The 15,687-nt window shown below is 59.1% G+C and carries 13 protein-coding genes and 2 pseudogenes; 5 read left to right on the top strand and 10 right to left on the bottom strand.

Going from position 1 to position 15,687, the window contains the following annotated elements; translation table 11 throughout:
- The first annotated feature begins 630 nt into the window (after positions 1-630).
- Together ACT89H_RS04285 and ACT89H_RS04280 are read left to right on the top strand one after the other, a co-directional pair.
- Positions 631-2,601: an ATP-dependent nuclease gene (locus tag ACT89H_RS04285; protein ID WP_445107125.1), complete on the top strand. Its 1,971-nt coding sequence runs from the start codon at positions 631-633 to the stop codon at positions 2,599-2,601.
- Positions 2,598-4,535: a UvrD-helicase domain-containing protein gene (locus ACT89H_RS04280; protein ID WP_445107124.1), complete on the top strand. Its 1,938-nt coding sequence runs from the start codon at positions 2,598-2,600 to the stop codon at positions 4,533-4,535. Before ACT89H_RS04285 ends, ACT89H_RS04280 begins: the two co-directional genes overlap by 4 nt.
- A 71-nt stretch (positions 4,536-4,606) precedes the next feature.
- Here the strand turns inward: ACT89H_RS04280 and ACT89H_RS04275 are convergent, their stop codons facing one another.
- Positions 4,607-4,975, bottom strand: a complete 369-nt coding sequence (locus tag ACT89H_RS04275; protein ID WP_445107123.1) for a helix-turn-helix domain-containing protein — start codon at positions 4,973-4,975, stop codon at positions 4,607-4,609.
- Positions 4,976-5,569: 594 nt separating this feature from the next.
- On the opposite strand from ACT89H_RS04275, the gene ACT89H_RS04270 reads away from it, so the two are divergent.
- Positions 5,570-5,779 (top strand): hypothetical protein, encoded by a 210-nt coding sequence (locus ACT89H_RS04270; protein ID WP_445107122.1) that lies wholly within the window; start codon positions 5,570-5,572, stop codon positions 5,777-5,779.
- Positions 5,780-5,810: 31 nt separating this feature from the next.
- Positions 5,811-6,182 (top strand): type II toxin-antitoxin system VapC family toxin, encoded by a 372-nt coding sequence (locus ACT89H_RS04265; RefSeq protein ID WP_445107121.1) that lies wholly within the window; start codon positions 5,811-5,813, stop codon positions 6,180-6,182.
- An 80-nt stretch (positions 6,183-6,262) separates the two neighbouring features.
- On the opposite strand, the gene ACT89H_RS04260 is transcribed toward ACT89H_RS04265, so the two are convergent.
- The gene (locus tag ACT89H_RS04260; protein ID WP_445107120.1) at positions 6,263-6,676 is read right to left on the bottom strand and encodes a reverse transcriptase N-terminal domain-containing protein; all 414 of its coding nucleotides are present in this window, start codon (positions 6,674-6,676) and stop codon (positions 6,263-6,265) included.
- Between the two features lie 708 nt (positions 6,677-7,384).
- Here ACT89H_RS04260 and ACT89H_RS04255 point away from each other — a divergent pair.
- Positions 7,385-9,019: an IS1182 family transposase gene (locus ACT89H_RS04255; protein WP_445107358.1), complete on the top strand. Its 1,635-nt coding sequence runs from the start codon at positions 7,385-7,387 to the stop codon at positions 9,017-9,019.
- 79 nt (positions 9,020-9,098) lie between these two features.
- On the opposite strand, the gene ACT89H_RS04250 is transcribed toward ACT89H_RS04255, so the two are convergent.
- The 8 genes and pseudogenes from ACT89H_RS04250 to ACT89H_RS04215 form a co-directional block, all read right to left on the bottom strand.
- The gene (locus tag ACT89H_RS04250; protein ID WP_445107119.1) at positions 9,099-9,290 is read right to left on the bottom strand and encodes a hypothetical protein; all 192 of its coding nucleotides are present in this window, start codon (positions 9,288-9,290) and stop codon (positions 9,099-9,101) included.
- Positions 9,291-9,412: 122 nt separating this feature from the next.
- The gene (locus tag ACT89H_RS04245; RefSeq protein WP_445107118.1) at positions 9,413-9,841 is read right to left on the bottom strand and encodes a hypothetical protein; all 429 of its coding nucleotides are present in this window, start codon (positions 9,839-9,841) and stop codon (positions 9,413-9,415) included.
- 285 nt (positions 9,842-10,126) lie between these two features.
- Positions 10,127-10,929, bottom strand: a pseudogene (locus ACT89H_RS04240) (IS701 family transposase); the annotation flags it as partial.
- 224 nt (positions 10,930-11,153) lie between these two features.
- Positions 11,154-12,288 (bottom strand): annotated as a pseudogene (locus tag ACT89H_RS04235) (IS701 family transposase).
- 319 nt (positions 12,289-12,607) lie between these two features.
- Entirely contained in the window at positions 12,608-13,006 is a 399-nt protein-coding gene (locus tag ACT89H_RS04230) for an Imm7 family immunity protein (RefSeq protein ID WP_445107117.1), read from the bottom strand.
- An 840-nt stretch (positions 13,007-13,846) separates the two neighbouring features.
- Complete coding sequence (locus ACT89H_RS04225) at positions 13,847-14,203, bottom strand: hypothetical protein (RefSeq protein WP_445107116.1); 357 nt, start codon at positions 14,201-14,203, stop codon at positions 13,847-13,849.
- Between the two features lie 424 nt (positions 14,204-14,627).
- Complete coding sequence (locus ACT89H_RS04220) at positions 14,628-15,146, bottom strand: hypothetical protein (protein WP_445107115.1); 519 nt, start codon at positions 15,144-15,146, stop codon at positions 14,628-14,630.
- A gap of 296 nt (positions 15,147-15,442) precedes the next feature.
- On the bottom strand, positions 15,443-15,676 hold the full coding sequence (locus ACT89H_RS04215; protein WP_445107114.1) for a hypothetical protein: 234 nt from the start codon (positions 15,674-15,676) through the stop codon (positions 15,443-15,445).
- Between the last annotated feature and the right edge of the window lie 11 nt (positions 15,677-15,687).

The raw sequence follows: 15,687 nt of genomic DNA, 5'->3' as shown, positions 1-15,687 counted from the left end.
AGCGGTATGCACATCGATGATGCTCGCGTCATGAGGGCGCTGAGGGATACCCGACACTTGTCCGTCAGCGAACTTGCTCAGGCGACCGGTCTCGCTGCGCGACGTGTCCAGGCCGCGGTGCGATGGCTCCACTACTGCGGATTCCTCGCTCACCCCTCAGCCGGAACGCGTCCGCGCACCTGGACACTGAGCAAACGAGGAACTTCGTTCGCCGTGTCGCCCCGTGGTCGCACGGCACTTGATGTTCCGGCGACACCACGAACGGCGCGCTGATGCTGGACGCCTCACTACTCGACCGAGTCTCCTGCGCCAACACCACGTGGGCGGCTTCCAGCATCACCGCTGCCCACTCCGCGATGCAGGTGCACCTTGACTGTCGAGTCGGCGAGTGCCCAGCCAAAACCGCTGCGCACCGCATGCTGACCCGCGCCGGAGTACTGGTGCCGGATTCGGGGCGATGGCGAGAAGAGTGATTCTGAGTGTCGGCACCCGACCCTCCCTGAATTTCAATTCAAAAGTACCGACCGTCCGGTAATACTGCCGTTGCGAGGTCGAGTGTGATGTTCGCTGGACTGTCGCTATCCTGGTCTCCGCGAATGCTCTTCACCTCCACAAACAGGACGTGTCTCCATGTTCATCGAGAGTGTCACCCTGGACAACTTCCAGTGCTTCGGACCCGGTCGGACTACCATTCGATTCGATGATGGCCTAACCGCGTTCGTCGGTCCAAATGGGTCCGGCAAGACTGCCGCTTGCCAAGCACTTCTGCGGCTGTTCGGTATCACGACACACGAGCGGACTGTGCGAGTAGACGATTTTCATGTGCCAGCCAATGAGACCGTAGCTCCGACGACACGGCAGCTGACTGTTGAGGTAGTACTTGCGTTCCCTGAGTTAGATGCCGAGGACCAGTCCGACGATGACAATAAATCAACCAACTCGACACTGCCAGCAACGAGCCGTGCCGTCCCCGAGTTCTTTAAGCGCATGGCTGCCACAGACGAGTCGGACCTGAAGGTCAGGATTGTTCTGGACGCCGAATGGGTGGACGACGGCACTGTGGACGGCGCGATAACCGATACGCGCAGAGTCGTCAATACTTTTGCCGAGAAGTATGGTGAAGATAGTTGGGCACCGCTCACTCCTGCGGAACGAAGCCGTATTCAAATAGTATACATTCCCGCTTCGCGGGATGGAGCCCGCCAGGTAACAACGTTTTTGCGCAGTCGACTGTGGCGAGCCGCCCAATGGTCCACGGAACTTCGCGATTTAGTGAGCGACAGCGCCGCCGAAGTCGCGGATAAATTTACGAAAGAGCCAGTCGTCGAGGCTGTCGAAAACGCGCTAACCAACCGGTGGGAAGAGCTGCACGATGCAGGCACAAGTGCATTTCCAAGACTTCGACTGCTCGACGGTGAGCTGAACCAGTTGGTCCGCAATTCTGAATTGGTTTTCGAGCCCGATCCTACAGGCTCACCAAGACCGGCGCGGCTACTGAGCGATGGTCAGCGGTCACTACTGTATCTAGCGCTTACAGCCGCAACTCTCGATGTCGAAGCCGCAGTGGTAAATGGTGATCATGATAATGAATTTACTCTGGAGCCTGCCCGTCTTCCGAACCTCACTCTGATAGCAGTTGAAGAGCCGGAGAACAGCTTGTCTCCGTTCTTCCTGTCCCGCATAGTGAATCAGTTGCAGGAGTTGAGCAGTACCGAGGCGACACAGGTAATCTTGTCCAGCCATTCAGCGAGTGTCTTCACCCGCATTCGCCCCGAAGCTGTTCGCCATTTCCGCATCGACTCTGGTAGCACATCTGCGGGTGTCCATGAAATTGCACTGCCAACTGACGGCACTGAAGCAGGAAAGTATCTGCGTGAGGCAGTGCATGCCTATCCAGAATTGTACTTCGCCAAGTTCGTTGTGCTTGGGGAAGGTGACACTGAGCAAATTGTCATCCCCAGAATTGCTGAGGCGCAGGGGGTGTCGCTCGACTCATCGTTTGTGGCGGTAGTGCCGCTCGGGGGGCGGCACACCAATCACATGTGGAAGCTACTCAACGACCTCAAGATTCCGCACGCGACACTGCTTGACCTCGACTACGGTCGCGTTGGCGCTGGTCCAGCACGTCTGCGAGACGCTTGCAACCGATTGATTGACAACGGTTTTGATCCACTAACTGCTCTGGAAGGATACGACGATGTTTCGGATATTGCGGACACTCTAGATTTTGAAGCGTTAAAGCCGATCCTCAAACATCTGCGCAAATTTGGTATCTTCTTCGGCTCTCCTCTCGATCTTGACTATACGATGCTCTCCCGCTACCCGAATGCATACAAGGCTCTTGAAGCTGACGAGAATGGCCCGCAAGCATCCGATGCAACAGATACTGTGATCGGAAAGTTGCCCACTCAGCCACTGTTTTGGGCCGACCCTATTCGGGTTGAGCGCCTGCGCTGGTATCGATATCTTTTCGTCAACCGATCGAAGCCAAGTAGCCACCTGCGGGCACTCAGCCGTCTGACCGACGAGGAGTTGCGGAATGGCGCGCCAAGTGTAATCACTGCCCTTATAAGGTATATCCGACGCGAGGTCGGGATATGACACGTATCACCGTATCTTCTGCTGAGAATTTGCGTGCCCCGAACTTAAGTCGCTTCATTCCGAGCGCAGACTGGCAGCCGATCGAGATTGACGATCTAGAGCCCACGGCATGGGATGCGCTGCGGGACAGCGGAAACGTGGCAGTTGTCGCTGGACCAGGTGCGGGAAAGACTGAATTCCTCGCACAAAGGGCTGCGTACCTTCTACAAACTGGAATTTGCCCTTGGCCACATAGAATCCTGGCAATCTCATTCAAACGGGATGCGGCCGCCAATCTCAGACGCAGAGTCGCCACTCGAGTCCCGGACTACGCCGATCGCTTTGTATCAATGACCTTCGACGCTTTTACGAAGGGGCTACTAGATCGGTTTTCTCCTGCACTCCCTGCGGATTGGCGAAAAAGGGAAGATTACGAGATCCGATACACCACGGACTCTGAGGTCGGCCGGTTCCTAACCGACACGGCATCCGCAGCGCCAGTAGCACTGCGGCATCAGATTGCCGCAGTTCAGCCGGCGAAATTCCTGGCAAATATTGTCGGTGGACGCGAATTGCCAAAGGAAGTGTGGGTCGAGGAACCTGCGGATCCTGTAGAGTATGCGGTTCGCGCATGGTGGCACGCGCGATACCTCCGTGAGGGTGCCGCATATGTGGATTTCGTTATGATCAACCGACTCGCGGAATTAATTGTGCGCTCAGCACCTCAGCTTAGACGTGCTTTGCGGGCTACTTATCCGTTCGTTTTTATAGACGAGTTCCAGGACACTACAAGCGCTCAGTTCAATTTTGTGGAGTTGGTCTTTAGCAATGGCCCCATAGTGACGGCAGTTGGCGACAGTAAACAAAGAATTATGGGCTGGGCTGGCGCCTTGCCTCGGGCCGTTGAACGCTTCACCACCGCCTTCAATGCCACGTCTTACCCTCTGGCATGGAACTTTCGCTCCAGCGATGCGCTAGTTCAGTTGCAGCATGTTGTGGCCAGTGCGCTGGATGCTCACAGCACACCCGCGATCTCGAAAGCTACCGCTGAAACTGGGCACGATCCAGCAGTGATATGGCAGTTCACGAGCGCTGATCGAGAAGCCGCCTTCATAGCCGATTGGATAGCACAGGATATAGCTGCGACCGATCGCACGCCAAAGGACTTCGCACTGCTCGCACGACAGAAGATCGCCGAATTCGAGCCGCCATTTCGCGAAAGGCTCGCGCTCCACAATATAAATGTTCGCAACGACGACGAAGCGGTCGGGAAGATGAGGTTACAGGATCTCCTGAAGCATGATGTCACTCGTCTCCTCTTGGGTCTTTTTCGTTTGTCCACCCAACCACTGGGCCTGGCCGCGATATGGCGTGAGGTCTCAGAAATTCTAGCCCGTATTCATGGGGATCTTGATGATGACTTTGCCCTTCGTAATGTCGGAGAGACGCTTGCCGAGATTACGAGATTATTTCGCGAATGGCTAGAACTTAACCCTCCGGCAAAGGATTCTGCGGAAAGGGCTATCGCCCGTTTGATTGAACTGGTAGATGGACAAGCTTTGGCCCGATACGTCAAGGCAGCAGCATCCGGAGAGGAGCTAGATGTTGTGATTGACGCTATCAACTCACGCTTAGCAAACGTAGCTGACACTGGAGGACTGTGGGACGATGTCATCGAGCGCTTCGAAGCAGCCGAGGCGGTAGTGCTACTTACAGCTCACCGCAGCAAGAGCCTTGAATATCATACAGTCTTCTTTCTGGGTCTGGATGACCAACAATGGTGGAGCCATGACCGCAACCGTAGTGAGTCAATTTCGACCTTTTTCGTTGGTTTGTCTCGGGCTGCCCAGCGGCTGATTTTCACAACAACTGCACCTCGTGCCCGTACCGGAAAGATTGCTGATCTATTTGTCATGTTGGACAAAGCGGGCGTACCCGAGGTCCGACAACGATAATTGAGCAGTTCTGAGAGTCGGCGCTAAATATCTCGTTACCGTGCGCAATGCCTGGGCCACATACAATCCGTCTACCTCGTCGGTGGCCGCATTTGAACCCCTCTGCTTGTCAATGCCTTCCAAACGCTACCCTTCGCCTTGCCGAGTTTGTGGGCGATGGTCTTGATGGAGTCGCCTGCTTCGTAGAGCTTCGCGGCCTGGGTGATCTCGTCGGTCGTCATGGATTGAAAGCGAGTCTGTACGCCGTGGTCTTGGAGGATCTTCATGAGGCTGCCCTTGGACAGGTCGTACTGCTTGCAGAGTTGGTTTGATGAAGAGCCGGATTCGTACAGGGCCGCGATCTCAGCCAGGGTTTCGGGAGCGAAGCGCTGATCGAGGCGACGAGGACGGATCGGCGTTGTCGCTGGTGGACGCGGTGATGTGGTATCGAGGATCTTCACGAGGTTGCGAAGCTGAGCCGCGCGCAAGGGATTTGAAAGCGTGCCAAGAAGGCCGACAGAGAAAATCCTCTCCGACCTGGTCCGGAGGGGATTTCTTGTTATCTGGCTATCCGTAGTTGGGGACCGTAGATGCAGTGACAGCAAGTTCCCATCGTTCTGCAAGCCCTGCATGTCCGGGTGCAGGTACCGCTGGGGTGATGCGGAGGATCTGAGTGCCCGGCGATCTGGCTGAAGCCGACGCAAGGGCACCCCGGCGTCGGCCAACCAGGTCAGTCCAGTGTGCCGAAGATCGTGTCGCCGTAGGCTCTCGTAGCCCAGCTGCGCGTCCACCTCATCCCAATTGGTAGCACGCCGGAGAGCGCCGGTTTGAATCCGGCCCCCACGCGGCCCGACGCAAGAGCGCGCGTCCGGGTTACCGGGTGGGGCCGGTCGACCGTGACGAGACTTCCTCGATGTCGGTCTGGTGCCGTGACTTGCTGGTTTCGTGGCCTGCCGGTCGAGGGTGGCCGGTTCCGGCTGCTGTGCACCGGTCTGTCGCCGTGTGTCGACGCGGGCGGGTCTGCGGTGGGATTCGTCGGAACTACACTGGTCAGCATGCGCGCCACTCATGAGGAGCTCGTTCGGCTGGCTGAAGCCGTGCCCGACGACCAGGTGCAGGCCGCGACAGCGTTCCTCCGCCAGCTGGTACGCCCGACAGCTCCTCGGCAATTCAGCTGCACAGGGACGTTCAGCGGAGAGCCTGACCTGGCGGAACGGGCGAAGGAGATCGTTCGGGAAGAACTCGACCGGGGCACGGCTGAGTGATCGTTGTCGACACGGGCCGCTCGTGGCCCTGATGAACCACCGAGACAATGAACACGCGGTTTGCCGGGAACTACTCGAGAACGCTCCCGGCCCGCTGCTCGTACCCGCACCCGTGTTCACCGAGGTATGCCTCCTGCTGGAAAGCCGCCGCGGCACCGCGACCGAGCTGAAGTTCGTCCGAGACGTGGCCGACGGCCTGTTCACCGTCGTAGAGATGACATCCGCCGACCTCGAACGGATCTGCGAACTCTTGGACAAATACTCCGATCTGCCGCTCGGCACGGTGGACGCCTCCGTCGTCGCCGTGGCCGAACGATTCCCGGTCACCGCCGTTGCCACGCTGGACCGCAAACACTTCTCCATCGTCCAGTCGAAGGCCGGCCAACTGCTGATCGTGCCGTGACCTCGTGGGAGTTGGGGACCATTTGGGGACCACACGGCCTGCGCAGCTACGAACAACCCGAGGTCGTAGGGGAATCCGATTTACATGCGCATCGTGTGTGACGTGCGTAAATAGAATGTCCGAGCTTCTGGGGGGTAAGTGGCCGCAGGTTCAAATCCTGTCAGCCCGACAGAAGAAAACCCCTTCCGACCTGGGTCGGAAGGGGTTTTCCGTTCGGTGGTCAAGGGCTGAGATTCGACCCATCTCACAGAAATCCCACGTTTCGGGTCCTCGCCCAGTGCCCAGGCTGCAAGACCGATCTGTTGTCGGGCACGGTCTAGAGCCGGTCGACGTAGTGGGTCCGCGCCACGAACCTCGGCCCGCTTGCGCCGCAGCGTCGGTAGCATCAGCTTCTGCAAATTCCGGACCTTCTTCAGGTCCCCTACCTGTGATGCCGCGAAGATCCGCTGCCGCAACCGCCGTACCTGGTGCTCGACCGTGGTTGGCAGGAACACCAGCTCGACCTGGTTGGCCGCGCACCACGCCCGCACCTCGGCCGCTTGTGGACCGAGTAGTTGTCACAGATCAGACCCAGTTTCTGCCCCGGCCAGCGAGACCGCAGCGACGTCACGAACACGAGAAACTCCGCCCACCGCTTCCGAATCCGGTAATACAACTGCGCCGACGCCAGATCCAGAGCGCCGAACATGTGCCGAACACCCTGGGTGCGGTTGTAGGTGGCCCGCAGGCGCTTTGGCCGGCGTCGGCTGAACCAGCCACGCCCGGACCTCGGTTGCAGGTTCAATGGCCCGAACTCGTCGACACAAATCACCCGACCATCGGCGGGCGGATGGTCATACAGGTGCAGAACCAGGTTCATCGTGGCAACGAAATCGGAATCGTTGCTGCCCTCCCACGGTGTCGTCGCCTGCCACGACACCCCACCGGCCCGCAGGATCTGCCGCGGTCTCCCGACCGATCTCGACAATCGCATTGATACGCAACACATCCACGAGCTTCGACAAGCTCCACGCCGCGAACGGCCAGCCCAGATCGAGGAGACAACACCGAGCGATCACACAGATCCGATCACGCATCGCCTGATGGTCTTGCTCGGCCTGTCCCCGCCCCATTTTGGACACTGTTGGCGAATTCGGTTGCACCGGAGCCAGTTCGGCATGATCGACGTCAAGTGGTCGTGGTTGGTGTTGATGGAGGTTGGGGTGTCGTTGCGTCCGCGCGGGTGGGATGTGGTTCCGGTGGAGACGGTGCGGGTCACGAGGGTGGTGTTCCCCGATGAGTGCCCGGCCGTCCGGCTGCGGGACGTGCTGGGTTCGATCTTTACTGATGCGGAGTTCGCGCAGGCGTTCTCGGGTCGTGGTCAGCCTGCGGTGTCACCGGCGTTGTTGGCGCTGGTATCGGTTCTGCAGTTTTCCGAGGGGCTCACTGATCGTCAAACGGCGCAAGCTGTTCGGGCGCGGATCGACTGGAAGTATGCGTTGGGGCTGGAGTTGACCGATCCCGGGTTCGACTTCTCGGTTCTCAGCGAGTTCCGATCCCGGCTGATCGCCGGTGGCCTGGAATATCGTGTGCTCGACGCGGTTCTGGAAGCGGCGCGCCGAGCGGGGCTGATGAAGGGCGGTGCGCGGGCGCGCACGGATTCCACGCATGTGCTGGCGGCGGTGCGGGATCTGAACCGGCTGCAGTTCGTCACCGAGACACTGCGAGCGGCACTGAACATGCTGGCCGTTGCCGCCCCGGATTGGCTGGTCGGTGTCGTTGCCCCGGAATGGTTCGACCGGTACAGCGCCCGGTCGGAGGACGCGAGATATCCCAGTCGATGGGCTGCCCGCGCCGCGCACGCGAACCAGATCGGTGCCGATGGTATGCACCTGCTTGCCGCCGTAACCGCCGGCAGCGCTCCCGGGTGGCTGCGGCAGCTTCCGGCAGTCGAGCTGTTGCGCAGGATCTGGATTCAGCAGTACCAGGTCATCGACGACGTGGTGACCTGGCGCGACAAGAAGGACCTGCCACCAGCAGCGATCCGCTACTGCTCGCCCTACGACGATCAGGCCCGCACCGGCACCAAACGCGACGCGTCCTGGAACGGCTACAAAGTCCACCTCACCGAGACCTGCGAGCCCGACGCACCACACCTGATCACCCACATCGCCACCACACCGGCACCGGTCCCCGACATGGCCATGACCGCGGCGATCCACACCGGGCTGGCCGAGCGTGATCCGCTGCCCGGGGTGCATCTGGTCGACGCGGGATACGTCGATGCCGACCTGCTCATCACCAGCAAACGCGAACATGGGATCGAACTCCTGGGACCGGTCAAAGCAGCCACCGGCTGGCAGGCCGCCAACGGAGACGGATTCAGCTTGTCCGACTTCACGATCGATTGGGACAATGAGCAGGTCACCTGCCCGCAGGGAACAATCTCAGCAGCGTGGAAGACCGACCGATCCCAAGTCGGGGCTGAGGTCATCCGGATTCGGTTCCCCGGCTCGGCCTGTCGATCCTGCCCCGTTCGCGAGCAATGCACCCGATCCACGACGGGCCGGCGGCTCACACTCCGGCAGCGTGTCCAGCATCAGGCCCTCCAACTCGGCCGCGCTGAACAACAAACCCAGCAATGGCAGCACCGCGCCGGGGTCGAAGGCACCATCGCCCAAGGCATCCGATCCTGCGGCCTGCGCAGATCCCGCTATCGCGGACTACCCAAAACACGCCTGCAGCACCTACTGACCGCGGCTGGCCTCAACCTCAACCGCCTCAACAGCTGGTGGGAGACAACACCTTTCGCCCCAACACGAACATCACACTTCGCCACGCTCCGGCCCGCCGCATGAGGACTCAACCGAATTCGCCAACAGTGTCCAATTTTGGGTCCAAAGCATCGAACCCCTCGGCGTCGAAGCCGTGAACCATTTACCGCACATACGATTCCGAGACCTGCATCAGCGTCGCGATCAACCCGACCGGCTGACGCTGAGCCGACGCCATCACCACCACCGCCCGCCGCAGCCGAACCGGCTGGATGCTCCGGCGAGCAATCTGCGCCAGCTTGCGCCCCTCCTCCGGGAACACCGCTCTGACGAACACATCCGGCTTGCCAGCCACCAGCACCACCTCCGCCAGGCGACATCACCGGTCCCCGACACATGAGCAACCCACCACCCCGACCGATCACCACATCAACCTTCGCGGACACGGCACTAGCATCTCGAATCTCACCGCACCGGCTACCCCTCCTGTTCCAGTTCCACGACATCCGCGTGCTCGATCCCCGCTTCACGCAAGACAGCAAGTGCCTTGGAAGAGACCACGAGGTCCAGATCATCGTTTAATCCGAAGTCGGACAAGTACGCTTTACCAGTGAATACGAGCCATTTCCACTCAGGCAGCGGCCTATCCATCAGTTCTTCGCCTTCGGGCGAAACCGAAACCATGAGATCTGCAAAATCTACGCCGGTCAAAAAACTGGATTCGATCTTTTCACGGAGGTCGGATGTTACAAGGAAACACGGCGTGCTCGTAACCAAAGCATCACCAAGCCAATCCGAAAAAACATACTCTAGCTTATTTACAGAACCGATCCGGGGACTGCGATCATACTCCGTCCCAGGCCCGTGCCCACCCGCAACTTCAGGCTCTACTATATAGAATGACATGCCGTCATACTATAGCACCGGCGGATCGAAGAAAACACCCTTCTTTCGATCTATATAGGTGGCGAATTCCAACAAATCTTGTTTAGTCTGCATAGAACCAGATGCTGTTAGGTGACGCGCCTGTTTGGGGCAGCCGCCACAGATCTAGCAAGAATCTGGAGCGAATCCCGCATACGCTCGAAGCGATCAGCGGGTGGCGCCGGCTGGAGAAATGTCGGTTGACCCACTTGCCTGTGACCCTATTGACAGAAAACGATCGATGAGCAGACGGTCGGGAGATAAGCGGCGAGCCCAGTCGTAGGTGCGGGGCCCGTGTGCACCGGCGCCGACCGACAGTCGCCGCCATGAGCGGGCCGGCAGCTCGGCGATCAGTTCATCGACCCGGGCCACCCGGTCGGCGCGGGTGGCCACCCGCTGGTCGCAGCGGGTGGCCAGTACATAGGCCACATCGCGGGATTCGAGCCAGTCGCGCAGGTAGCCGGCCTGGCCGTAGGCTTAATCAGCGGTGAACCACGCGAACGGCACGCCTGCGTTCAGGGCCCGTTCCAGCATCGCAATCACCTGCCGTGGTTTCGTAGCGAACCCGACCTGCTCACCGATCCCCGCGGCCCGGCAACGCTCACGGTCGCCGGTCCAGGACTCGGGCAGATACAGTTCCCGGTCGATCAGCGCATGCCCGCGCGGCGACGCATAGGCGAGAAACACCCGATCTGGCAGTTCTCCATCCGCCCGGCCGTGCCCGAGTACTGCCGCTGCACCCCCGCCGAGCGCACTCCCTTCTTCAGCAACCCAGTCTCATCGGCCGCCAGCACCGCATCGCGGTCACCCAGCCGGTCCACGACATAGCCACGCACATCATCACCAACCCCATCGACATCCCAGTCCGCTCGCCGCAGCAGACGCTGCATCCCCTGCGGCCCCGACTCACCCGCACGCTCGGCCAAAGTCCACCCGTTCTTCCGCTCCAGCCCCACTACCAGCCCCCACACATACTCCCGCGCCCGAGCCCGCGGCTCAGCCCGAGTGAACCGGACACCCACCCGGGTCATCAACAAATCCAACTCCGCCACAGCACGATCCAACACCACACCACAGATCTACCAGCACGGACTCACCCGAGTGTCGTTGCAGTACTAATACTGCAACGGCACTCAGGTGAGTGAATGTCCTCGTCGCCGGTAGTGGGATAAGCGGGCTTGGTGCTGGCGTCGGCGGCGCCAGTTCGACCAGGCCCATACCCGACCGGCGTCGCGAATGGTGTCGAGGACCAGGCTGATGGTGAGGCGACGGATCTCCGGTAACGTAAGCGCGATCATGTCTTGACCGTCGTCGCTGGTTCCCCTTTTGCGGCAAGGGCTTTCGAGCCAGCGAGCCATGCGAGAGCGAGCATCGACAAGGTGATGTGGGCGTACCAGGCGCGCCAGCTGCGGACCTGGTAGTGGTCGAGTCCGGCCTCGTTCTTGGCTTGTTGGAAGCATTCCTCGATACGCCAGCGTGTTCCGGCGATCCAGGCCAGATCCGCGATGGCGGACCGGCGTGGCCCGTAGCAGACGTAGTAGGCGATCTGGGCCGGATCCGAGACGCTGCGCCGTGCCAGCAGCCAGTGCCCGCGACCGGGCGCCCACAACACCCTGATCGGGACTCTGGCCCAGTCGTAGTCACGAGGTCCGTGCGCACCCGCACCGGCCGAGATCCGCTGCCAGGAACGGGCCGGCAGCGCAGCGACGAGTTCGTCGGCGCGGGCCTGGGGTCCACCCGGTAGTGACCAGGGTGTCGTTGCGGCGGGTGGCCAGCACGTGGGCTATGTCGTGCTGTTCGAGCCAGAACCGCAGATACTTCACCGCTCCGTAGGCTTCGTCGGCGGTGAACCAGCGAAACGGGACCCCGCCCGCGATCGCCCGTTCGAGCATGGCCATCACCAGCCGCGGCTTGGTCGCGAACTCGACCTCGTCCGGGATCCCGGCACTACGGCAGCGCTCACGATCGGCGGTCCAGGACTCCGGCAGGTACAACTCCCGATCCACCAGCGCGTGACCTCGCCCGGACGCATAGGCCAGAAACACCCCGATCTGGCAATTCTCGGTCCGCCCGGCCGTGCCGGAGTACTGACGCTGCACCCCGGCCGAACGCAGCCCCTTCTTCAGAAACCCCGTGTCATCGGCGATCAGCACCGCGTCCCGGTCACCGAGCCGCTCGCCCACATACGCGCGCACATCGTCACGGACACCGTCGATATCCCAGTCCGCCCGCCGCAGCAACCGCTGCATCCCGTCCGGGCTCACCTCACCGGCCCGCTCGGCCAACGTCCACCCGTTCTTACGCTCCAACCCCGCCACCAACCCAGCCACATAATCCCGAGCCCTGCCCCGCGGCTCCGACCTCGTGAACCGCCCACCGATCCTCCCCAACAACGAATCCAACTCCGCTGCAACCACATCCATCACCACACAGGCACGATAACCAAACCGAGTGCCGTTGCAGTACTAAGTCTTGGAAAATTCCTGTTCGCGCGCCGATCAGCCTGAGAATCTCACGAACCGCCGCCGGCACAGTCGGCACATTCTGCGAGGCCGCCATTTCGTCGATATCAGCATCGGTCGCCCCCGCCGTTTCGTTCGGATCCATGCCGTAGCGAACCAATTCATCGAATATAGACCGTATCTCGGCAACCGCCGCTTCGTCCGCGTCACTCATGGTGCAGAAGAACTCGGGTGGCCGTCGATCGGCAATGACTGTTAGATATGCCGCGCACCCTTGACAAGGCCATCAGAATTCATCCTCGATCGCCGGAACGCAAGGCGATAGGTGCGTGTCGCGGACAACAGTGACTTGCCCCCGCTTCATAACCATTACTTGAAATTCGTTGATCAATCCGGAACGGTCTTCATCATCCCAAATATACATGACTCCATACGAACCGGGAGCCACAGTACCAATCTTTCTAAACGAGTCAATGATTTCCTTACCCTCGGTACCACAGTGGTTCAGAAGCCCTGCCAGGTGCAGTTGAGCTGAACCGTTTACAATCCGAGTATCAACCATTCCCTGCCCGGATCTCAAACATCGGACGATCTCTTCTGTCGCACGGTAAGCCCCTTCGAACTGAGCGCCACTCTCGTCGCCAGCGGAGTGTTGGACCGTGGTCCAGCCGTGGTATTCGAACATTTACTCGGATGCCCGCTTCCCAAATGTCCATATTTCCGAAAGATGTCCGTCTTGCGAGATCCCCACAACCACCGATCCGCTCCGGATATACCGTGTCGCGGCGATTTCCGAAAAGCGCAGGCAAGCGAACTGATCATCGATATAGAAGTGAAGATCTTCCGAAAAATTCGCTGTCGCCCCTGCGCGCGGATGCCAATCAATTTCGTGACAGCCCGACTTCCGCCACAACTCTTTCGTTATGACGGGCGCGAGGCACCCTCCGTACCGCGGGGCCTCATCGATCGGAGGTCTACCGATAGCGTTGACCTCAGAGAAGGGGGGCGCTATCAGTACGATAGCTTGCACAAGCGCACCGGTTTCAGGATCAGCTTTGAGCTCAACCTCTCCCCCGCGCAGACCAGAGATCATGATATAGAGCGGTTGATCCGACGGCTCGGGAAGCCATTGAATATCCAAGGGAATCCAGGGATCGCTAACAACATGAGTCCCATCGCACACGGCGGATCCAACAATACCGATCATCACTCGCTCCAACAAGGTTCAGATATGACGCGTATGATAGACTACCGGCAACCGCTCTTCCATTGCACCCCAACAACTTCCGGCATGCCGCAGGTCACGCCACCCACGGCGCTGTTACCGCAAAAGACTCAGTGGACGTGACCCGTCGGCATGATTGCGCTACCTCGATTTCACACTATGTCACCGTATCAATCAATTCCTTGACACTGTCCGCACAAGTACGGAAGAAGGCGGTGACCGATTCGACGGGGGTTACCCTCCCTCCCTCTGTCACACCCCACGTCGGGGGATTCGGTTCAGCAATATGGGGACCGTTGATCACTGCCGCAGCCTCGGTCTCATAATACTGAAATACAAGCATATGCTCCATATCTGTGATCGGGTTGAGTCCGGTCGGATACTCTCCAAGAACTCCACCACCATGGCCTTCCATTCGCCGTTCAACAGTCCGATATTGAAGTCGCCTACGCAGTGAAACATGCCTGTTCGCGCGCCGATCAGCCTGAGAATCTCACGAACCGCCGCCGGCACAGTCGGCACATTCTGCGACGCCGCCATTTCGTCAATTGCGGCATCGATCGAACCCGCCGTACGACTCGGGTCCATGCCGTAGCGAACCAGTTCATCGAATATAGACCGTATCTCGGCAACCGCTGCTGCGTCCGCATCGCTCATGATATTAATACTACCTCACTTCCAGATATCAATTTGCTTCTGCAAGAAGACTACCGTACATGTCGCGGATCCCAACCCTTATACCCGGGAACTCGTTAGCAAATTCCTTTAATACACCTTGACAGGAACCACAGATCACCCTATTTACAGGCAAATAGTCACCATTAGGACGATCGAAAACGATTCTCAGCTTGCCTGTTGAATCCCGGGTCAGTCGGTCACCAAGGCCTTCGAATATCTTGACTTCGGCGTCGTTTCCAGCGTTGGAGGTCGGCGTCCTTTCATAAGGGTATCGATCAGAGTCAGGCTTGTGGATGGGGTCGCGAGCAGCCCCATGGCTGCAGATTTCTTCTTTCAGAACCGGGTCGTCGCCGCTGGAGGCTCGGGAACGGATCTTCGGCCCGTTGGTCTGACGGAAAAAAATTTATCGTTCACGTAATTCGCGAGCACCCCTACTCTGTTCAATTAAATCTTGGACGCTATCGACCATGGCGGCGAAGAACGATGTCACCGAACCGTAAGGAGTGATCTCTCCATCTTCCGCGATGCCCCATACGGGCGGATCCGGCTTCGCGAGATCTGCTCCGTCTACCACCGCAGCATGTGCGCCCATAGAGTCCATGATCACCAGCATCCGCTCGGGGTCCGATAGCGGGTTTTTATCCTTCGGAGTTTGTTCCAAGAATTCGAGCACCATAGACTTCCATTCTTCGTCCAGAGCATCGATATCAAAGTCGCCGACAATCTGAAATTTTCCGTAGCGCTTGCCGATCAATCTCAACATCTCACGGGCGGCTGCGGGAACAGCAGATGCTTTCTGTATCAACGCCATCTGATCTATTTCCGAGTCGGTAGCTCCGCATACTTCCGCAGGATCCAGCCCGCTTGAAACCGCGCGGTCGAAAGCATCTCGAATTTTTGCAATAGCTACCGATTCGCTCACGCTGTCAATGATTGATTTTCTCGATTCTATACGGAGGTGGATACAAAATCCTAATACGGATTATGCGAACGCCCTCAACATTATCGATCCGGACCTTCAACCAGTACCATCGAATTGATCGATCCGCCGTTGCCGTAAAAGACAGAAAACCAAGTCAACCTCGACTTGCGGTAATACTTCTGAGTTCTTCCGTCCGACGCCTTATTTTGTTCAGCGGGAGGTCGCGCCGGGCCATAACCATACAGTCGCCTATTCGAAAATCGAGCAGCAGATGCGGCGCGGCAAAAAAACTGAGGTCAGCTCGCGATCATTCCACGGTCTGGCCACTGCCCCCTCTCCAGTTTGAGGCCGAGTATTTTTCTCGCAGCGTTATAGAACTGCCCGTCGTATCTTCCGTCGTCCGGCCGCGGCTGTTCCGAGAACTTGTCGATTGTCAACTTTCTGGTGAAGTTTTCGAAGTCTCCTCCGAAATCGTAGACGACGATGCTTTCGGATTCCGATTTCTTCCTGACATATAGGAGAATAGCCATCTACCATTCAC

Source organism: Nocardia aegles (assembly GCF_052545135.1).
The sequence above is the reverse complement of the archived record's forward strand: the minus strand, read 5'-3'. Positions and strand labels throughout refer to the sequence as shown.